The following is a 19315-nucleotide window of genomic DNA, read 5'->3' on the forward strand; positions in this document are numbered from 1 at the left end:
CATCAGGCGCCTTCGGTGACCTTCGCCGGCGGCATCTTCGTCAGCGGCACGGCCTGGTCCGCGCCCGCACCCGGACCGCGGCCGCGGCCGGTGGCGAAACCGACCAGGCGCATGATCATGCGGAACACGAAGCGCACCAGCACGATCGTCAGGATCGCCTCGACGAAGGTGACGACGAAGGCCGGCAGCACATGCCAGCGTTCGGCGCGGCGGTGGAACTTGGCGGCCATGCGTTCGCGGGCGATCTCGATGCTGTCGTAGAAGGTCGGCACGACCAGCAGGGTCAGCAGCGTCGAGGTGATGGTGCCGCCGATGATCGCCACTGCCAGCGGCTGGTAGAACTTGCCGTCCGGGCCGAGTGCCAGGGCCACCGGCAGCATGCCGGCGATCAGGGCGAAGGTCGTCATCAGGATCGGGCGCAGACGCACGCGGCCGGCCTTCATCAGCGCTTCCTCGCGGTCATAGCCCTCGTGTTCCAGGGCGCGCGCCGCTTCCAGCAGCAGGATCGCGTTCTTCGCCACCAGGCCCATCAGCATGATGATGCCGATAAAGCTCATCAGGTTGAGGGTGCCGCGGGTCACCAGCAGGGCCACCACCACGCCGATCAGCGACAGCGGCAGCGACAGCATCACGCCCAGCGGCGCGGTGAAGGAGCCGAACTGCATCACCAGGATCAGGTACATCAGGCCGATGCCGCCGAACAGGGCGATCGTCATCTCGCGGAACAGCTCGGCCTGGTCCTTGCCGGCGCCGCCCAGCGCCAGGCCATAGCCCGGCGGGAAGTCGAAGCTGCGCGCCAGCTTCATCGCATCTTCCGTCACTTCGCCGTTCGAGCGCCCCTGGGCGTTGGCCGAGACCGTGATCACGCGCTTGCCGTCCTTGTGCACGATCTCCGAGGGCCCCTTGCCCATGCTGATGCGCGCGATCTGTTCCAGCGGCACCATGGTGTTGGTGCCGGCGATCGCGATCGGCAGGCGCTCGATGTTCTCGATGCTGACGCGGTCTTCCGGGTGCAGGCGCACCGCGACGTCGCGCGTCTCGCCGGTCGGGTCGACCCAGTCGCCGACCTCGATGCCGGCAAAGGCCACGCGCAGGGCGGTGGCGGCGTCGCCGACCGAAACGCCCATGGAATTGGCCAGGCCGCGGTCGAGTTCGATCTGCAGCTCGTCCTTCGGGTCCTGCTGCGACAGCGTGACGTCGACCGCGCCCGGCACCTGGCGCAGCTTCTCCATGTAGGCCGTGGTCAGCTCCATCAGCTTGCGCGAATCGCTGCCGGTGAATTCGATCTGCACCGGCTTGCCGCCGCCGGAGAGGTCGTCGAGCACGGTGTACTCGGCGCCCACCAGGCGGCCGACCTTTTCGCGCAGCTCGGCGCCGATCTCGGAAGCGCTGCGGCTGCGCGTGTTGCGCTTGCCGATCTCGATGTAGATCGAGCCGCCGCTCGGCTTGATCACGCTGTCGGTGGCGCGCGTTTCCGGCAGCGTGCGCGCCAGCTGGGCCGCCTGCTCCATCTTCAGGCGCGCGAACTCCAGGCTCGAGGAAGCCGGAGTGCGCACCTCGATCATGATCTTGTTGCCGTCACCCTTGGGCAGGAAGCTGGTGCCCCCGAAGCTGCTTTGCAGGGCGATCGCCGCGGCGAAACTGGCAAAGGCGATCACGCCCATCCAGCGGCGGTGGTGCAGCGCCCAGGCGATCACGTTGCCGTAGCGCCCGGCCAGGCGGTCGAACCAGGCGTTGAAGCGGCCCAGCACTTTCGACAGGCCCTTCTTCGGCTCCAGGTGGTGGCCCGGCGGGTCGCCCCAGTAGGCCGACAGCATCGGGTCGAGCGTGAACGAGATGAACAGCGACACCAGCACCGAGCAGGTCACGGTCAGCGCGAAGGGACGGAACCATTCGCCGGCGATGCCCGGCATGAAGGCCACCGGGATGAACACGGCCATGATCGAGAAGGTCGTGGCGGCCACCGCCATGCCGATCTCGGAAGTGCCGACCAGGGCCGCGGTGCGGCGGTCGGCGCCGTTTTCCATGTGGCGGACGATATTTTCCCGCACCACGATGGCGTCGTCGATCAGCACGCCGATCGCCAGCGACAGGCCGAGCAGGGTCATGAAGTTCAGGGTGAAGCCGCACAGCCAGACCGCGATGAAGGCCGCCAGCACCGAGGTCGGCAGCGACAGCGCCGTGATCAGGGTCGAGCGCCAGGAATTCAGGAAGGCGTAGACCACGAACACGGTCAGCACCGCGCCGAAGACGAGCGACTCGATCACGTTGTTCAGGCTGCTCTGGGCTTCTTCGCCGCCGTCGCGCGTGATGGAAAGCGTCGTGCCCTGCGGCAGTTCCTTGTTGACTTCAGCGACCAGCTCGCGCACGCGCTTGGCGATCGACACGGTCGAGGCGTCGCGGGTGCGCACGATCGAGATGCCGACGTTCGGATTGCCGCTGTGGATCGAAGCACTGTCGATGTCGGCGAAGCCGTCCTGGATCTCGGCCACCTGGTTCAGGCGCACGATGGTCTCGCCATTGCGTTTGACCACGATCTGGGAAAAGTCCTCAGGACGTTCGATACGGCCAATCAGGCGGATGCCCTTCTCGTCGAGCACGCCGCGCACCTTGCCCACCGGGGCATTGGTGTTCTGGTTGCGCAGGGCATTGGTCACTTCGGTGACCGAGACGTTGTACTCGCGCAGCTTGTCGGCGCGCAGCAGCACCGACAGCTCGCGCCGCAGCGAGCCGTTCACGTTGACGGTGGACACGCCGTCGATGGCGCGGAAGCGGTCGGCCAGCACGTCCTCGGCCAGGCGCGAGATCGTCGCGTGGCTCTGGCTGGTGGAAGACAGCGCCAGCTGCATGATCGGCTGGGCCGCCGGGTCGACGCGGCGCAGGATGGGCTCGCGCATCTCCGTCGGCAGCTTGTAGCGCACCGCCGAGATGGCGTTGCGCACGTCGTCCGAGGCTTCGATCAGGTTGCGCTTGAAGTCGAACTCGAGCACCAGGGTGGCGCTGCCTTCGTTGGCGTAGGAAGTGACCTCGGTCACGCCCTGCACGCTCTGCATCTGCTTTTCCAGGCGGTCGATGATCTCGCGCTCGGCCGTTTCCGGCGAGGCGCCCGGATACGGGACGTTGACCACGATCACCGGGATGTCGACGTCGGGATTCTGGTTGACGCGCAGCTTCGACAGGGCCAGCAAGCCGATGCACATCATGCCCAGGATCAGCACGATCGTCGCGATCGGCTTCTTGACACTGAAATTGGACAGGAACATGGCTTATTTCCCTTTAGGCTGCTGCGCAGTTGCCGTACCCGCGCTGGCCACGCGGGCCGTGGCCATTTCGACCTTCTGGCCATCCTTCAGGTTCGAGCTCGGGCTGCGCAGCACGGTGTCGCCGGCGGCGAGACCCGCCTTGATCTCGAAGTTGCCGGTGCGCTGGTCGCGCATGCCGACCTGCAGGTTCACCCTGGACAGCGTAGCGCCCTTGACGCGCCAGGTATAGGTTTCGTCGCCGTTGCGCACGATGGCGCTTTCCGGCAGCATCAGGGCGTCCGAGGTTTCGGCGTCGATGCGCCCCTCGGCGTACAGGCCGGCCACGCGCGGTTGTTCGCCAGTCAGGCCAACCAGCACCTCGACCTGGCGCGTGATGTCGTTGGCGGAAGGATCGATGCGCTTGACCGTGCCGGCGAACTGCTGGTTGCCGTAGCCGTTGATGTGGAACTTGACCGGCTGGCCGACCTTGACCAGGCTGATCTTGTCGGTCGACACGCGGCCCTCGAAGCGCATGCTGTTCGGATCGATGACCTTGACCAGTTCCTTGCCGATGGTCGCGGTGTCGCCGGCGGACACCTTGCGGTCGCTGACGATGCCGTCGAAAGGCGCGCGCACCTGGGTGCGGGCCAGTTGCTGACGCGCAGTGGCGGCGCGGCTCTTGGCGGCCGACAATTCGCTCTGGGCGCTGTTGCGGCGCACTTCGGCTTCGTCGAAGGCCGCGGCCGAGGTCATGCCCGAGGCGCGCAGGGTCTTGAGGCGTTCGAGCTGGCGGTTGGCCTGGTCGAGCGCCTGGGCGGCCGCGCGCACGGCCTCGTCGGCCGACAGCAGGGAATCGCGGATCGCGGTCTCATCGAGCTTGACCAGCAGGTCGCCGCGCTTGACCGGCTCGCCGTTCTCCTTCAGGACCTGGAGCACCACGGCCGAGACTTCCGCGCGCAGGTCGGCGCGGCGTTCCGGCTGGATCGAGCCGGTGATCACCGGGCCGGAGGACAGCGCATCACTGCGCACCGTCAGCAAGTCCTCGGGCGCGACCAGCAACTGGCTGGGCTTGCCGTCCTTCCTGGCCTGGGCGGCGGCTTCCGAGCCGGTCCTGGCCGGGTCCTTCGCCTCCTTGTTGCAGGCGGCGAGGGCCGATGCCATGGCAAGGACGAGTAGAGTGTTGCGCAGCATGTTGTGTCTCTCCAATGGACGCTTGAGCTTATGTATTTTTAGAAGGGGGATTTCACCAGCGCGCAGTATCCGGGAGCCAGACCCACCAGTCAATTGACGTTCCTGCGCACTGTGGTTTTCGATGGATGAACTGCGTCCTGGTGCGATGGGCTGCACAGGCGCCGGACGAAACGCGGCCTTCGCGGACAACCTGTGGACGTCCGCGGACGCGCGGCGGCTGCAGGCGCCAGGCCGCCACCCGGCCGGGCGGTGCGGCCATGCTGGCCTTACGCGACGAACAGGTGGTAGACCAGGAAACCCATGCCGATGCCGGTGACGATGCCGCCGCAGATTTCGACCAGGGTGTGGCCCATGCGTTCGCGCAGGATCTGATGCCCGGTGACATCCACCGCCAGGCGGTTGATGGCGGCGGCCTGGCGGCCGACGTGCTGGCGCAGGCTGTTGGCGTCGATCATCACGATGAAGGCCAGGGTGACGGCCACGCCGAAGGCCGGGTGCCCCATCCCCTCGCGCAACGCGATCAGGGTCGCCATGCTGGTGACGACCGAGCTGTGGTTGCTCGGGAAGCCGCCGTTGCCGACCAGGTTGAAGGCCCAGCGCCGCTGGCGCGCGCTGTTGATCAGGAACTTGATCGGACCGACGACGAGCCAGGTCAGGAATGGCGTGATGAGGTAAGTGAAGTCCATGAATATTCCAAAAAATTAATGCCGGGCAGAATTATGGCAGAAGCCAGGTGCCGGGGCGACCTGCGCTGCGCCGCCCTCCCCCTCCATCCGGGTAAGATGCCTGAAAACTGTGGCATTTCAACCAATTTTCAGAATAGAAAGAGGACACCATGCGTCATTTCCGACTGTCTTTTGCAGTCACCATCGTGCTCATGGCCCTGGCGGGCTGGTGGGGCTACGAGCATGGCGGGGTTTCGGGTCTGCTGTCCGCGCTGTGGATCACGGCGGTGCTGGGCGTGCTCGAGGTATCGCTGTCGTTCGATAACGCCGTCGTGAACGCGTCCGTGCTGCGGCACTGGAACGAATTCTGGCGCAAATTGTTCCTGACCGTCGGCATCCTGGTCGCGGTGTTCGGCATGCGCCTGCTGTTCCCGCTGGTAATCGTCTCGGTCGCCACCGGTCTCGGCCTGACGGACGTGTGGAACATGGCGATCGAGACCCCGAAGGAGTATTCGCGCCACCTGACCGAGCACCACGCCGAGGTCTCGGCCTTCGGCGGCGCCTTCCTGATGCTGGTCTTCCTGAACTTCCTGTTCGACGAGGAAAAGGAATTGCACTGGCTGGGCTGGATCGAGGAAAAAGTCGGCAAGTACGGGACCGAGGGCCTGGCGGTGCTGCTCACCCTGCTCGCCGTGTTCTTCGCCATGTCGCTGATGCCGCCGGCACGCAAGCTGGCCGTGCTCATCTCCGGCGTGGTCGGGGTGCTGATCTACATCGGCGTGAACTGGATCAGCGGCCTGCTCGAGGAAGAGGAATCCGATCCGACGGTCGGCAAGATGATTTCCCAGGGCAGCATCGGCGGCTTCCTCTACCTCGAAGTGCTGGATGCCTCGTTCAGCTTCGACGGCGTGATCGGCGCCTTCGCGATCACCAACGACGTGGTCATCATCATGCTGGGCCTCGCGATCGGCGCGATGTTCGTGCGCTCGATGACGGTGTTCCTGGTCTACAAGGGCACGCTGCAGGAATTCGTGTTCCTGGAGCACGGCGCCCACTACGCGATCGGCATCCTGGCCCTGATCATGTTCGCCAGCGTGCACTTCCATATTCCGGAGTGGTTCACCGGCCTGTCGGGGCTGGCCTTCATCCTGGTGTCGCTCTGGTCTTCCGTACGCTACCGCAAGCGCATGGAAGCCGAAGAGGAAAGGGACAGCGTGGGCGTGGCCTAAGGAAGGCTTAAGCCTGCCGTTTTGACAATCCGCGCGGCCATGGCAGAATGGGCGCCGCGCGGATACCGCGCGCCTTCGTTCACTCAACCCAGACCATCAAGCACACCATGCCGACTGCCCTGCCCCGCCGCGTTCTTCCCATCCTGCTGTCCGTGATCGCCGCCCTGGTCGTGGTGCTCGGTTTATATACCTGGTTCACCCTGACCTGGTCGTATTCCGAAGGCACCCGCGCCGGCTACCTGCAGAAGTTCTCGAAGAAGGGCTGGCTGTGCAAGACCTGGGAAGGCGAGATCCTGCTCTCGAGCATGCCCGGCGCAATTCCCGAGCGTTTCGCCTTCACCGTGCGCGACGACGGCCTGGTGCAGAAACTCCAGTCGACCATGGGCCAGCGCGTGGAGATCAGCTACGAACAGCACCGCGGCGTGCCGACCAGCTGCTTCGGCGAGACCGAGTATTTCGTGACGACCGTGAATACCGGCCCGGTCAATCCGGTGGCGCCGAGCGATGCGCCGGCCGTGGCGCAGTAATACCTTTCCGATATCAATGCGCCATAATTGAGAGGTGGCGCATATCAAGGTCGTGCAGTCGACCGTAGGGTGGGCACCTGTGTCCACGCGGTATGGTACGGGTGCGTGACGCCGGCATCGGCATCGCATCGATGCGCGCGCAAGCCGGCATTCCAGACGAGCCGCGTCTACGCGGATGGCGATACAGCGTGGACACAGGTGTTTACGCCGGCCGCGTCCACCCTACAAGGCAAACCCGTCCCTTACTCCCCGTTGCTGCGCCGCTGCGCCATGATCACCTCGGCCAGGCGCGCCGCGGCCTGCTGCGCCGAGGGCTGCTTCTTCAGCCGCCCCAGCACCTCGCGCGTGATGTTCTCGGACGCCGCGCGCTGATGGGCTTCGGCCTTGCGCTCGTTGATCGCGTCCTCGGTCGCCGACAGTTCGGCGGCCTGCTCTTCCAGCCGCTTCGTTTCCAGTTCCAGCAGTTCGCGGCGCGCGTCGGCCATCTGCTGGGTGGTCGCGGCGGTGCGGCGCTGCATCTCGGCGTGGGCCTGGGCGTGTTCCAGCAGCGCGCGCTGGGCCTCGCGTTTTTCGAGGGCCGACTGGGCCGCCGCACGTTCGGCCGCTTCCCGTTCGGCGGCAAGTCGGGCCGCCTCTTCCTCGGCCTCGGCGCGCAGGCGCGCGCTTTCCGCCGCAGCCTGCTCGGAAGCGAGGCGCGCCGCCGCTGCCGCGTTGGCGCGCGCTTCGGCGTCGGCCTGCTGGCGCTGGGCCGCCAGCTTCTGCTCCAGCAGCGCCAGCGATTCGCGCGCCGCCTCGGCCGCTTCCCGTTCGGCCTGGGCCGCCGCATCCGTCGCCGCCAGCCTTGCCTGTTCCGTTTCCGCACGCTCTGCCTGCATGCGCGCCAGCTCCGCCGCCGCTGCCGCCTCGGCACGGGCCGCCGCCGCGGCGGCGGCTTCGCTGGCAGCCTGTTCGAACGCCTTGTTCGCCGCTTCGCGCTGGGCTTCCAGGGTCGCGCGCTGCGCCTCGAGGGCGCGGTTCTCGAACGCGAGCTGGTCGCGCAGCAGCGCCGCCTGTGCCTGTTCGGCGTCGATGCGCGCCTGGGCCGTGGCGGCCAGTTCGCGTTCGGCGTCCAGCTTTTCCTGCAGGCTGGCCAGGGCCGCTTCCTCGGCCAGGGCCCGCTCGCGCTCGGCCGCCGCAAGGCGCTCGGCCTCCTCCAGGCGGCGCGCGGCCAGGCTGGCGGCTTCACGCTGCAGCGCCGCCTGCTCGGCCGCCAGGGCCGCTGCCGCTTCTTCCGCCGCGTTCTCGGCGGCACGCGCTTCAAACAGGGCCTGGGCCTGGGCCGCACGTTCTTCAAGCAGCGTGCGCGCGCGTTGCTCTTCGTCGGCCTGGCGCTGGGCCGCTTCCTGGGCCGCGCGATCGGCGGCGGCGCGCTCCTGCGCCTGCTGGGCCGCCTGCGCCTCGGCCTGCAGGCGCGCCTCGACCTGCAATCCGGCTTCTTCCTCGGCGCGGGCGCGCGCCAGGGCGGTTTCGCGCAGCTTGCGGTCGGCCTCGATGCGCGCCTCGGTGGCGGCGACGATCCGGGCTTCGGCTTCGCGCCGCGCCTCGGCGGTGGCGGCGGCCATCTGTTCCAGGCGCTCGCGGTGCACGGCGGCGTCGCGCAATTCCTTCTCGAGTTGCAGGCGGGTGCGCAGGGTATCGGCCGCGACCCGCTGCGAGTCGGCCTGGGCCTGGGCGATGCTTTCGCGTTCGTGCTCGACGTGCGCCAGGGCGCGCGCTTCCTCCAGCGCGCGCGCCTCGGCGGCGGCGCGCGAGAAGGCCGAGGCCAGCGCGATCTGGTCGGCGCGCTCGCGCTGCAGGGCCAGCTCGAGCGCCTCGGCTTCCGCCTGGGCCAGTTTCTCGGCGGTCTGGCGCGCGGCCTTCTCGGCCCGTTCGCGCTCGCGCGCCAGCACGGCGACGCGAGCGTCGGCGCTGGCGCTGTGCAGTACTTCCTCGCGGGCCGCGTGTACCGCGGCGACGCGCTCGGCGGCCTGGCGGCGCGCCTCCTCGGCCTGGGCCAGCAATTCCTCGGCCGCGCGTGCCGCTTCGAGCGCCATTGCCGCTTCGGCCTCGATCTGTTCGGCGGCGCGGCGGCGCGCCTCGTCGGCCGCGCGCGAGCGCGCCTCGGTCGCGAGCCGGCTTTCGGTATCGAGTTGCACGCGGGCGCGCAGCTCGGCCGTTTCCTGGCGCATCGCTTCCAGGCGCTCGGCTGTGGCCTGGGCGGCAGCGCGCAGGGTTTCCAGGCGGTCGCGGTTGGCCTCGATCGCCTCTTCCGAGGCCTGGACATTGGCCAGCGCGGCAGCCGCGGCGGCGGCATCCATGGCCGCGCGTTCCTCGGCCAGCGCACGTGCATGGGCCTCGGCTGCGGCGCGGCTTTCCGCCGCCACATTCGCCTTCGCCTCGGCCTCGACGCGCGCGATCGCTTCCTTGATCGCGGCCTGTTCCAGCTGGCCGCGGTCCGGCGCGACCGCGGGCGGCACGTGCTCGGCCGACGCCGGCGGCAGGTCGATCGTGAAATCGGTATCGTCGTGGGAAGCTGGGTCTCGTTCCATGCTGGTTCTCGGGTTCCGGGCGGATTGCCGCGCTTGACCATTATCCGCGATACGGCCGGATCGTGTCACGCCGAGCTGCGCGGCAAAAACGCCCCAATTCCGGGGTTCGAAAAGGCAGGAACAGCTGGGCTCAGGTCTGACATTTAGACACGGGCTCTACCGTGGCAGGCATGCCGGGCCCGTACACCATCCTGCAATCGAAGCGGCGCCCGACGTACAGTTGAGTTCGTGTCCGATTGTCAGACCTGACCCCAGCTTTTGCGATTGTCAGACCTGACCCCAGCTTTTGGCCCCAGCTTTGCAGCTTTGCTACACCGGCCACAACGGCGGCTCATCCATCAGGGCCACCTGCTCGCGCAGTTCCAGGATCCGATCCTGCCAGTAGCGCTGGGTATTAAACCAGGGGAAAGCCGCCGGGAAGGCCGGGTCGTCCCAGCGCATCGCCAGCCAGGCCGCGTAATGGATCAGGCGCAGGGTGCGCAGGGCCTCCACCAGGTAGAGCTGGCGCGGGTCGAATTCGCAGAAGTCCTCGTAGCCAGCCAGCACGTCGCTCATCTGGCGCACCATCTCATGGCGCTCGCCCGAGAGCAGCATCCACAAATCCTGCACCGCCGGGCCCATGCGGCTGTCGTCGAAGTCGACGAAGTGGGGGCCGTCGTCGGTCCAGAGCACGTTGCCGCCGTGGCAGTCGCCGTGCAGGCGCAGCAGCGGCAGGTCGCCGGCGCGTTCGTAGCAGCGCGCCACGCCGGCCAGGGCCTGCTCGGCCACGCTGGCCCAGGTGGCGCGCAGCTCCTGGGGGATGAAGTCGTGGCGCAGCAGGTAGTCGACAGGCTCGCGCCCGAAGGTCTGGCGGTCCAGCGCCGGGCGCACCCGGTAGGGAGCCAGTCCACCGACCGCATGGATGCGGCCGATGAAGCGTCCGATCCACTCGAGCGTGGCGGCGTCGCCCAGCTCGGGCGCGCGCCCGCCCCGGCGCGGGAAGACGGCGAATCGGAAACCGCCGAATTCGTGCAGGGTCCGGCCGTCGATGGTCATGGCGGGCACCACCGGCACCTCGCGCTCGGCCAGTTCGGCCACGAAGGCGTGCTCCTCGAGGATGGCTTCATTGCTCCAGCGCTGGGGACGGTAGAACTTGGCCACGACCGGCGGCCCATCCTCGCAGCCCACCTGGTAGACCCGGTTCTCGTAGCTGTTCAGGGCCAGCAGGCGGCCGTCGCCGTAGATGCCGACGCTCTGCAGGGCGTCGAGCACGCGGTCCGGGTCGAGGCCGGAGAAGGGATGCGCCCCCGAAGGCGCCGAAGAAGATGACAGATGATCCATGACGCCATTGTAAGGCGGCGCGCTTTTTTTCGTGCGCTCCCCGCCGCAGGCGTTACACTGGCGACTTCACCGCAACAAGAGCATCCCATGCAACTCGACCAGCCCCTCACCGAAAAAGAATTCAACGAACTCGACCAGTTCCTCCTCTCCGAGCGCAGCCCGGAAGATGCGATGACGATGGACACCCTGCACGGCTACCTGACGGCGATCGCCATCGGTCCGGAAACCATCATGCCGGCCGAGTGGCTGCCGCGCGTCTGGGGCGAGGACGGCAAGCAGGCGCCGAAGTGGAAGAACGCCAAGGAAGAGGAACGCATCGTCAACCTGATCATGCGCTTCATGAACGAAGTCCTGATCACCTTCGAGGTCGCGCCCAAGGAATTCGAGCCGCTCTACTGCGAGCACGAGCACAAGGGCCAGACCCTGATCGACGCCGAGGCCTGGTGCTGGGGCTTCTGGGAAGGCATGGAACTGCGCCCGGGCTCCTGGGACCCGATCTGGGATTCCGAAGTCGCCGACCTGATGCGCCCGCTCTACCTGCTGGGCGCCGACGAGATCGAGGAAGAAGAACTGCCGCTGGTCGAAGACCCGGTCAAGGCCCACCAGCTGGCGCTCGAGATCGAGGCCAACCTGCCGGCGATCCACCGCTACTGGCTGCCGCTGAGGAAGCCGGCCGTCGAGACCGTGCGCAACGATGCGCCGAAGGTCGGCCGCAACGACGACTGCCCTTGCGGCAGCGGCAAGAAATACAAGAAGTGCTGCGGGGCCGAACAGGCCTGAACATGGAACCGGGGCTTGCCCCGGTTTTTTATTGCGGCTCCCGTTTTCGCCGCTCCCGGGAATGCTGGGTAGTCTAGTCCTTCGCGGTCGACGCCTTGTGAGCGCGGATGAAATACTGCGCAATCGTCACCACCACTGTCGCCACGATCGACGCGATCACCCCCAGGCCAAAACCGATCCACCGCTCCCTCGTCACCGCCTTCGCAGCCCTTGCCTCCTGCTCCGCAAACAAGGCTTCCACGATCTTCCTGTCGGCAGTCAGCAAAGGCTCGATCTTTGTTTTTTCTTCGCGCAGTACCGTGAGCGACTCCTGCGTTTGCGCCAGTTGCGTGCGCTGAACCGCGACAAAGGCCAGCAGCGCCTGCAGATTCGCTTCCGTCTCGTCGAGTTGCCGGACCTGCCTGGTGAAATCGTGGTCGTCCGCAGGCGCGGCGGCCTTGTGGCCGGCGATCCGGGAGTAGACATGCGGACCCGCGGCAGCAAGCAGCGCCGCCGCCGACAAGGTCATCACGGCCGTCACTCTTGGCGACCTGATATAGGCATGAATCCATGCGGTGGCAGCCGGGCGTGCAACGGGATTCCCCACCGTCTCGATGATCCGGTCGGCCTTCTTCATGTTACATTTCGAGCACGCCACAAGCAGGTTGCCGGGAACCGTCGCCCTACCCAGGCTCCTGGGGTAGATGTGATCGACCACCGCCCTCGCCGCGCTCAACTGCGCTCCGCAGTAGTGGCACGTCCATGTCTCCTCATCGAATACCTGGCTGTTCAATGCGTACGGGATGCTCATCGGCGACGTCCTTTCACGTTTCACTCAGAGTTGGCCATCGATTGTAAATGAGCGTATCCGGGAAGCCCGGGACGCCGCCAGCCCGCCTGCTGTGCATCAAACGTGCGGATCGCTCAAGCCAGCGTCGGCGCGTCGCAGAAAGGCCGGCAGTCGACCGGGATGTCGATGACGAAGGTGGTGCCGCGCTCGCGCGAACTGTCGACCCCGACGCTGCCGCCGTGGCTTTCCGCCACCGCGCGCACATACGGCAGGCCGATGCCCCAGCCGCCCTTCACGCCCTGGCGCGCGGCCTCGGCGCGCCGGTACATCTGGAAAATGCTCTCCTGCTCTTCCTGGGGGATCGGCTCGCCGTCGTTGTGCACCGTCAGCAGCAGGCGCTCGTGCACCTCGGCTATCCTGATCGCGACCGGCGCGCCGGGGGCGCCGTACTTGCCGGCGTTCGAGACCATGTTCTCGAGCGCGCGCCGCAGCGCCTTGCGGTCCCACCAGCCGCGCACCGAACGCGGCGCCATCCGGATCTGCATGCCCTGGCTGCCGACCGCCTCGAGCTGCACTTCGCGCGCCAGTTCGCAGACGTCGAACTGGCTCAGTTCCAGCTGCACCTTCTGGCCGCCGTGGAAGGCCATCGAATCGAGCAGCTCGCCGACCATGCCGCCCATCCGCTCCACGTTCGCCAGCGCCCTGGCCGCCATGGCGCGGATGCGCGCCGGATCCTCGGTCATCAGGATCAGCTCGAGCGCCATCGAGGTGGCCTGCAGCGGGCCGCGCAGGTCGTGGGTCAGCGCCGCCGTGAAGCGCTCGCGCAGGCCGCGGTGCACCAGGGTGAAGGCGTTCACGGCTTCCTTGATGGCGGCGTCGATCGATCCGTCGATGACGAGCACCTCGGCATGGCTGAGCGAGACGCCGTCGCGGTGCAGGGCTTCGAGAATGCAGCGGCGGAAGATCTGGTATTCGTCGATCAGGGCGACGTGGTCGTAGGTCGTGACGCGGGCGCGCTCGCCGCCATGTTCCGCCGCCACCGTGCTGCCGTCGCCGCCGCCCTGGCGGCCGTAGCCGGGCGTGAGGCTCTCGGCGATGTTGTCATAGAAGACAGGCAGCGTATCGATCAGCACCGGATGGCGCAGCCCGGCCGCCTGGTCGACGTCGGCCCGCACCGCGCGCTCCCAGTCCGCGAACACCTGCTCGCGCAGCGCCAGCATGCGGCGCGAGGCGTGCGACAGGTTGGCGGCGTCGGGTTTCTGGTCACTGGCATAGGTCACGCGGGGCCTCTTCGTGTCTCGGGTCTATTCCCCCTGCATGTTACGCGGGTTGACCGGCCGGTGTCGCCCGCCAGTCAACCGTTCAATCGGGCTCAGGCGGTCGTCGCAAGCTGCTGCTCGCACAGCGCGGCCATCAGGTCGGAACGGCTGACGATGCCGACCACCGCGCCATCCCTGCCGGTGATGGCGACCTGGTGGTAGCCGCCGTCGCCCAGCAGGGGCACCAGCTGCGCCAGCGGCGCGTCGGCCGGCAGCGCCACGACGCGCTGGCGCATGGCGTCGGCCACGCGCGGCGCGGCGCCCGGCACCAGGCGGCGCAGGCTGGCGCCCCAGCCGCCATGGCGCAGCAGGTCTTCCTGGCTGAGAATGCCGAGCACGTAGCGGCGCTCGTCGAGCACCGGCACCGACTGCAGGCGGTGGCGCAGCAGCAGCTCGCGCGCATGGGCCAGCGTGTCGCGCGGACCGACCGACACCACGTGGCTCGACATCAGTTCGGCGCAGGTGCGTGCGCGGAAGTGGCGGTGCAGCGCCAGCTGGCGGGCGTCGTCGACGATGGCCAGCAGGTCGTCGTGGCTGACGTCGAGCACCTCGCCGTAGCGCACCAAGGCCGCCTCCAGGTCTTGCTCGGTGATCCCGAGGCGCGCTGCCGGCGCCGGGTCGCCGGTCGCATGCACGTTGCGGTCGGCCGCATGCGGAGCGTGCGGATAGCGGCGCCGGGTCAGGTTGTTGTAGATGAGGGCGGCGCCGACGATCAGCGCCGAATTCAGCGCGACCGGCTCGAATGCGAACAGGATGCCGGCCTCGTGCACCGCGGCGCCGCCCAGCACCGTGGTCAGGGCCACGGCGCCGCCGGGCGGATGCAGGCAGCGCAGCGCGAACATGGCGGCAATCGCCAGGCAGCCGGCCAGGGGCGCGGCCAGCAGCGGATCGGGCACCAGCCGGGCGCAGGCGATGCCGACCAGGGCCGACAGGGTATTGCCGCCGATGACAGACCAGGGCTGGGCCAGGGGGCTGGCCGGCACGCAGAACAGCAGCACGGCCGAGGCACCCATGGGCGCGATGAGGAAGGCGGACAGGCCGGGAGCGAACTGGTGGCTGAGCAGGGCGGTGACGAACAGGCCGACGCAGGCCCCGATGGCGGCGCGCACGCGTTCGGTGCGGCCGGCTGCTAGCGGCTGCGGCAGGAAGCCGTGCAGCCACTGGATGAGTTGACCTTGCATGAGAGAGGAACGCGAAAGATGCGGTTCAGGCAAAGACCGCTATTACACCATAACCCGGACCCGGCTGCAGCGATCGGGCCACCGCGCGCGCCGCCTGCGCTTGAGGTAGGATGCGCAGTGTGATTACAAGCGCAATCGCGCGCCCAACCACTGGAGAATCCATGACCGGCCCATTCAACAAGACCGTCCTGCGGACGCTGGCCGCCGCCTGCGCCGCCGCCTGCATCGCCGTCCCATCCTTCGCCGCCGCCCCGATGGCCGGGACCCCTGCTCCCGGCTACTACCGCGTGATGCTGGGCGAGTTCGAGATCACCCCGCTGTCCGACGGCACCGTCGACCTGCCGGTCGACAAACTGCTGAACGACAAGGCCGACAAGACCAATGCCGCCCTGGCCAAATCCTTCCTGAAAAGCCCGCTCGAGACCTCGGACAACGCCTTCCTGGTCAATACCGGCAAGAAGCTGATCCTGATCGACACCGGCGCCGGCGTGCTGTTCGGGCCGACCCTGGGCAAGCTGCTGGCGAACATGAAGGCCGCCGGCTACACGCCCGAGCAGGTCGACGAGGTCTACCTGACTCACATGCACAGCGACCACCTGGGCGGCCTGCTGGTCCAGGCCAAGCCGGCGTTCCCGAATGCGCTCGTGCGCGCGGCGAAGCGCGAGGCCGACCACTGGCTGAGCCAGGCGAACATGGACAAGGCGCCGGAAGACGCCAAGGGTTCGTTCAAGAACGCGATGGCCGCGCTCGATCCTTACGTCAAGGCCGGCCGCTTCAAGACCTTCGAGGGCGACGTCGAGGTCTCGCCGGGCATCCGCGCGCTGGGCGGCCACGGCCACACGCCGGGCCACACCACGTTCGTCATCGAGAGCGGCGGCCGGAAAATGATGGTGATCGGCGACCTGATCCACGTCGCGGCGGTGCAGTTCGAGAATCCTTCGGTCACGATCGGCTTCGACGGCGACCAGAAGGCCGCGGCTGCGGCGCGCAGGAAGCTGTTCGACCTGGCCGCCAGGGACGGCGCGCTGATCGGCGGCGCCCATCTGCAGTTCCCGGGCCTCGGCCACCTGCGCACCGAGGGCAAGGGCTACCGCTTCGTGCCGGTGAATTACACGCAGATGCGCTGAGCGGGTACGCTGGCGATCGGTGGGCACGGCGTGCCCACGAAACGATGATCAATGTTGGCAGTGGCCGCAGTTGTAGGGTGGACTCCTGAGTCCACGCGGTGCAGCGCATGCATGTCGAGCTACCACGCCTTGCCGCACGACGTGAACCTGGGTTTCGAGAAGCGTCCGGGTACAGACCCGCACGAAAGACCGAGTGGGCTCGGGAGCCCACCCTACAACACCACAGTCCCCCGCACTTCGGCCAGCAGCCCGGCCAGTTCCTCGAAATCGACCGGCTTGACCAGGTGGTGGCTGAACCCCGCCTCCATGGCGCGGCGCCGGTCTTCTTCCTGGCCGTAGCCCGAGACCGCGATCAGCACGCAGCCGGCGGTCTCGGGCTGGGCGCGCAGGCGCCGCGCCAGTTCGTTGCCGTCGATCTCGGGCAGGCCGATGTCGAGCAGGCAGGCGTCCGGCGGCGCCTGGCGCGCGCGCTCGATGGCGCGCCGCGAATCGTGCTCCACCGCCACCTCGTGCCCGGCCGCTTCCAGCAGCATGGCCAGGGTCTCGGCGGCGTCGACGTTGTCGTCCACCACCATCAGCTTCAGCCGCTCGCCGCGCGCCGCCATGCCGGCGTTCTCTTCCGTCTGCGGCTGCGGCGCGGCCAGGGGCAGGCGCACCGTGAACGTGCTGCCGCGTCCCGGGCCGGGACTGGCGCAGCCGACCGCGCCGCCATGCAGCTCGACCAGGTTGCGCACCAGCGCCAGCCCGAGGCCGAGCCCGCCCTGGGAGCGGTCGTTCGAGCGCTTGCCCTGGGCGAACAGGTCGAAGGCGCTCTCGGTCAGCTCCGGCTCCATGCCGATGCCGTCGTCGCTCACGTCCAGGCGCAGGAAGCCGTCGGCCTGCTGCACGTGCACGTCGATGGCGCCCTCTTCCGGCGTGTACTTGACGGCGTTGCCGAGCAGGTTGGAGAGCACCTGTACCAGGCGCGCGCGGTCGCCCTCGACGGCGACCGGGCAGCCCGGCAGGTGCAGGCCCAGGCGCTGGCGCCGCGCCAGCAGCTGCGGGCGCACCTGCTCGACCGCCTCGTCGACGATGGCGCGCACGTCCAGCACCGTCTTGTCGAGCACGATCAGGCCGCGCGTCACGCGCGACACGTCCAGCAGGTCGTCGACCAGGCGGGTCATGTGGCGTACCTGGCGGCCGATGATGGCGCTGCTCTGGCGCACCCGGGTTTCGTTGAGCGCGCCCATGTCGAGCAAAGTCGCGGCGGCCTTGATCGGCGCCAGCGGGTTGCGCAGCTCGTGGGCCAGCATGGCCAGGAATTCATCCTTGCGCCGGTCGGCTTCCCTCAGCTTTTCCTCGACCAGCTTGCGGTCGGTGATGTCGCGGAAGAAGATGGCGATGCCGCCGTCCTGCATCGGAAAGGCGCGGACCTCGTTCCAGCCGCCGCGTCCGCCGATGCGCGGCAGCTGGTATTCGGCCTGGCCGGCGCTGCGTTCGCGCATCACGCGGCGCAGCATGCGCCCGGCTTCGCTGTCCTCCGCTTCCGGGAACAGTTCCCAATGGTCGCGCCCGACCACCTGCCCGGCCGCCAGCTTGCAGATGCGCAGGCCCTCGGCGTTCATCTCGAGGATGCGCCAGTCGGCGTCGAGCAGGGCGAAGCCCTCGGCGATGGTGTCGAAGATGTAGCGGCTGCGATCGCGCTCGGCGCGCAGCTCGGCCTGGACGCGCGCGCCGTCGAGCGCGGTCCAGGTGCGCTCGGCGGTATCGCGCGTAAAGCGCAGGTCGTCGGGGCTCCAGCGGTGCGGCCCGGCGTGGTTGATGCTGAGGAAGGCGAAAAGGCGCCCGGCGCGCACCAGCGGCATCGTCACCAGCGCGCCGATGCCTTCCTCGCGGTAGCGCGCCGGCCAGGCCACGGTGCGCGGGTCGCGCGCGGTGTCCGCGATGACGACGGTCTCGCCGGCGCGCAGGGCGGCGCCGATGTCGGGCCCGAACTCGTCGATCCGGAAGCGTTCGCGCGACAGCGCGGCCGTTCCCGGACGCAGCCACTGGCGCATGGCCGCGAAGCTGCCATCGGCGGCATCGACCTCGCAGTACAGCACCCGGGCCAGGTGCAGCTCCTCGCCCAGCACCGCGCTGGCCGTGTCGAGCACCTGGTCCGGCGAATGCAGCGGACGCAGCGCGTCGGAGAGTTTCAGCTCGAGCGCGGCGCGGCGCTCGGCGCGCAGGCGTTCGGTGGTCTCCAGCGCCGTGCAGTACATGCCGGCCACGCGGCCGGCGCCGTCGTGCAGGGGCGCATACGAAAAGGTGAAATAGGCCTGCTCGGGCACTCCGCCGCGCACGACGCCGACCGGCAGGTCCTCGAAGTGCACCGGCTTGCCCGACAGCGCGCGGTCGATGAAGGGCACCACCTGCGACCAGGCGTCCATCCAGACGCGTTGCAAGGGTTCGCCCAGCGCCTGGGGGTGGCGCTCGCCGAGGATGGGCACATAGGCGTCGTTGTAGAGCATGCGCAGGTCCGGTCCCCAGCAGACGAACATCGGCAGCGCCGAGTCGAGCGCCATCGCGACCGCGGTCGCCAGTTGGGGCGGCCAGTCGTCCGGGTGTCCAAGGGGAGAGTCACGCCAGTCGCGCGCGCCGATCAGCGAACGCAGGCCGGCGGGGGCCGCGTCAAGGCCGCCGCGCAGGAATCCGTGCATCTTGCCATTTTCGCACAAGAGCAAGATACACGGAGCACGGATGCGGGAGAGGTAATTCCCCGAATTACAGCTTGATGAAATGCTCGCGGTAGTACTTGAGCTCTTCGATCGACTCGACGATATCGGCCAGCGCGGTGTGCTTCTGGTGCTTCTTGAAGCCGGATGCCAGCTCGGGCTTCCAGCGGCGGCACAGCTCCTTGAGCGTGGACACGTCGAGGTTACGGTAGTGGAAGAAAGCTTCCAGTTTCGGCATGCCGCGCGCCATGAAGCGGCGGTCCTGGCAGATCGAGTTGCCGCACATTGGCGACTTGTTGGCCGGAACGTATTTCTTCAGGAAGGCGATCAGCTCGGCTTCGGCCTGCTCTTCGCTGACGGTGGAGGCGCGCACGCGGTCGATCAGGCCCGAACGGCCGTGGGTGCCCTTGTTCCAGTTGTCCATCTTGTCCAGGGTGGCGTCGGACTGGTGGATGGCGAACACGGGACCTTCGGCGATCACGTTCAGTTCGGCATCGGTGACGACGACGGCGACCTCGATGATGCGGTCGTTGTCCGGGTCGAGTCCGGTCATTTCCATGTCAACCCAGACCAGGTTGAATTCATTCGGACGCTGGGCAACGGCCGCAGGGGTTGCCGCGGGGTTCGCCGTTACTGCGGATTCAGTAGCTTGTGACATAATTCTCTCTTTGCCTAAACAATCCCGCATTTTCTCACAGGCACAGA

Annotated in this window: 14 protein-coding genes and 1 pseudogene; 4 read left to right on the forward strand and 11 right to left on the reverse strand. The window is 68.0% G+C overall.

Annotated elements, in window-relative coordinates; translation table 11 throughout:
- Positions 1 to 2 precede the first annotated feature (2 nt).
- From ACSUZJ_RS17910 to ACSUZJ_RS17920, 3 genes are all read right to left on the reverse strand, one after another.
- Positions 3 to 3263, reverse strand: a complete 3261-nt coding sequence (locus ACSUZJ_RS17910; protein WP_499410383.1) for an efflux RND transporter permease subunit — start codon at positions 3261 to 3263, stop codon at positions 3 to 5.
- 3 nt (positions 3264 to 3266) lie between these two features.
- Positions 3267 to 4433, reverse strand: a complete 1167-nt coding sequence (locus ACSUZJ_RS17915) for an efflux RND transporter periplasmic adaptor subunit (RefSeq protein WP_499410385.1) — start codon at positions 4431 to 4433, stop codon at positions 3267 to 3269.
- 266 nt (positions 4434 to 4699) lie between these two features.
- Positions 4700 to 5119, reverse strand: coding sequence for a divergent PAP2 family protein (locus tag ACSUZJ_RS17920; protein WP_499410387.1), 420 nt, complete (start codon positions 5117 to 5119; stop codon positions 4700 to 4702).
- Positions 5120 to 5268: 149 nt separating this feature from the next.
- Between ACSUZJ_RS17920 and ACSUZJ_RS17925 the strand changes: the two genes are divergently transcribed.
- Entirely contained in the window at positions 5269 to 6327 is a 1059-nt protein-coding gene (locus ACSUZJ_RS17925; protein ID WP_499410389.1) for a DUF475 domain-containing protein, read from the forward strand.
- Between the two features lie 107 nt (positions 6328 to 6434).
- Positions 6435 to 6854, forward strand: a complete 420-nt coding sequence (locus ACSUZJ_RS17930) for a DUF8785 domain-containing protein (RefSeq protein WP_499410391.1) — start codon at positions 6435 to 6437, stop codon at positions 6852 to 6854.
- A 242-nt stretch (positions 6855 to 7096) separates the two neighbouring features.
- On the opposite strand, the gene ACSUZJ_RS17935 is transcribed toward ACSUZJ_RS17930, so the two are convergent.
- Both ACSUZJ_RS17935 and ACSUZJ_RS17940 read right to left on the reverse strand, forming a co-directional pair.
- The gene (locus ACSUZJ_RS17935; RefSeq protein WP_499410393.1) at positions 7097 to 9421 is read right to left on the reverse strand and encodes a coiled-coil domain-containing protein; all 2325 of its coding nucleotides are present in this window, start codon (positions 9419 to 9421) and stop codon (positions 7097 to 7099) included.
- A 309-nt stretch (positions 9422 to 9730) separates the two neighbouring features.
- A complete protein-coding gene (locus ACSUZJ_RS17940) occupies positions 9731 to 10741 on the reverse strand; it encodes a serine/threonine protein kinase (protein WP_499410395.1) in 1011 nt (336 codons plus the stop codon).
- 87 nt (positions 10742 to 10828) lie between these two features.
- Here ACSUZJ_RS17940 and ACSUZJ_RS17945 point away from each other — a divergent pair, with 87 nt between their 5' ends.
- Positions 10829 to 11521, forward strand: coding sequence for a UPF0149 family protein (locus tag ACSUZJ_RS17945; RefSeq protein WP_499410397.1), 693 nt, complete (start codon positions 10829 to 10831; stop codon positions 11519 to 11521).
- A 73-nt stretch (positions 11522 to 11594) separates the two neighbouring features.
- Here the strand turns inward: ACSUZJ_RS17945 and ACSUZJ_RS17950 are convergent, their stop codons facing one another.
- From ACSUZJ_RS17950 to ACSUZJ_RS17965, 4 genes and pseudogenes are all read right to left on the reverse strand, one after another.
- Positions 11595 to 12137: a hypothetical protein gene (locus ACSUZJ_RS17950; RefSeq protein ID WP_499416680.1), complete on the reverse strand. Its 543-nt coding sequence runs from the start codon at positions 12135 to 12137 to the stop codon at positions 11595 to 11597.
- A gap of 30 nt (positions 12138 to 12167) precedes the next feature.
- Positions 12168 to 12311: pseudogene (locus ACSUZJ_RS17955) on the reverse strand (HNH endonuclease); the annotation flags it as partial.
- A gap of 113 nt (positions 12312 to 12424) precedes the next feature.
- The gene (locus ACSUZJ_RS17960) at positions 12425 to 13570 is read right to left on the reverse strand and encodes a sensor histidine kinase (RefSeq protein ID WP_499410399.1); all 1146 of its coding nucleotides are present in this window, start codon (positions 13568 to 13570) and stop codon (positions 12425 to 12427) included.
- A gap of 92 nt (positions 13571 to 13662) precedes the next feature.
- A complete protein-coding gene (locus ACSUZJ_RS17965; RefSeq protein ID WP_499410401.1) occupies positions 13663 to 14790 on the reverse strand; it encodes an HPP family protein in 1128 nt (375 codons plus the stop codon).
- 161 nt (positions 14791 to 14951) lie between these two features.
- Between ACSUZJ_RS17965 and ACSUZJ_RS17970 the strand changes: the two genes are divergently transcribed.
- On the forward strand, positions 14952 to 15917 hold the full coding sequence (locus ACSUZJ_RS17970) for an MBL fold metallo-hydrolase (RefSeq protein WP_499410403.1): 966 nt from the start codon (positions 14952 to 14954) through the stop codon (positions 15915 to 15917).
- 212 nt (positions 15918 to 16129) lie between these two features.
- Here the strand turns inward: ACSUZJ_RS17970 and ACSUZJ_RS17975 are convergent, their stop codons facing one another.
- Together ACSUZJ_RS17975 and orn are read right to left on the reverse strand one after the other, a co-directional pair.
- Positions 16130 to 18595, reverse strand: a complete 2466-nt coding sequence (locus ACSUZJ_RS17975; protein ID WP_499410405.1) for a hybrid sensor histidine kinase/response regulator — start codon at positions 18593 to 18595, stop codon at positions 16130 to 16132.
- 64 nt (positions 18596 to 18659) lie between these two features.
- Positions 18660 to 19268, reverse strand: coding sequence for an oligoribonuclease (orn, locus tag ACSUZJ_RS17980; RefSeq protein WP_499410407.1), 609 nt, complete (start codon positions 19266 to 19268; stop codon positions 18660 to 18662).
- Positions 19269 to 19315 lie beyond the last annotated feature (47 nt).

Source organism: Telluria sp. B2, from assembly GCF_051789535.1.
Taxonomy (GTDB): Bacteria; Pseudomonadota; Gammaproteobacteria; order Burkholderiales; family Burkholderiaceae_D; genus Telluria.

What these genes read in the sequence shown, in the direction of transcription:
- ACSUZJ_RS17930 (WP_499410391.1), top strand. Translation starts at nt 6,435, where the DNA reads ATGCCGACTGCCCTGCCCCGCCGCGTTCTTCCCATCCTGCTGTCCGTG.
- ACSUZJ_RS17925 (WP_499410389.1), top strand. Translation starts at nt 5,269, where the DNA reads ATGCGTCATTTCCGACTGTCTTTTGCAGTCACCATCGTGCTCATGGCC.
- ACSUZJ_RS17935 (WP_499410393.1), bottom strand. Translation starts at nt 9,421, where the DNA reads ATGGAACGAGACCCAGCTTCCCACGACGATACCGATTTCACGATCGAC.
- ACSUZJ_RS17920 (WP_499410387.1), bottom strand. Translation starts at nt 5,119, where the DNA reads ATGGACTTCACTTACCTCATCACGCCATTCCTGACCTGGCTCGTCGTC.
- ACSUZJ_RS17945 (WP_499410397.1), top strand. Translation starts at nt 10,829, where the DNA reads ATGCAACTCGACCAGCCCCTCACCGAAAAAGAATTCAACGAACTCGAC.
- ACSUZJ_RS17965 (WP_499410401.1), bottom strand. Translation starts at nt 14,790, where the DNA reads ATGCAAGGTCAACTCATCCAGTGGCTGCACGGCTTCCTGCCGCAGCCG.
- ACSUZJ_RS17975 (WP_499410405.1), bottom strand. Translation starts at nt 18,595, where the DNA reads ATGCACGGATTCCTGCGCGGCGGCCTTGACGCGGCCCCCGCCGGCCTG.
- ACSUZJ_RS17910 (WP_499410383.1), bottom strand. Translation starts at nt 3,263, where the DNA reads ATGTTCCTGTCCAATTTCAGTGTCAAGAAGCCGATCGCGACGATCGTG.
- ACSUZJ_RS17950 (WP_499416680.1), bottom strand. Translation starts at nt 12,137, where the DNA reads ATGAAGAAGGCCGACCGGATCATCGAGACGGTGGGGAATCCCGTTGCA.
- orn (WP_499410407.1), bottom strand. Translation starts at nt 19,268, where the DNA reads ATGTCACAAGCTACTGAATCCGCAGTAACGGCGAACCCCGCGGCAACC.
- ACSUZJ_RS17915 (WP_499410385.1), bottom strand. Translation starts at nt 4,433, where the DNA reads ATGCTGCGCAACACTCTACTCGTCCTTGCCATGGCATCGGCCCTCGCC.
- ACSUZJ_RS17970 (WP_499410403.1), top strand. Translation starts at nt 14,952, where the DNA reads ATGACCGGCCCATTCAACAAGACCGTCCTGCGGACGCTGGCCGCCGCC.
- ACSUZJ_RS17940 (WP_499410395.1), bottom strand. Translation starts at nt 10,741, where the DNA reads ATGGATCATCTGTCATCTTCTTCGGCGCCTTCGGGGGCGCATCCCTTC.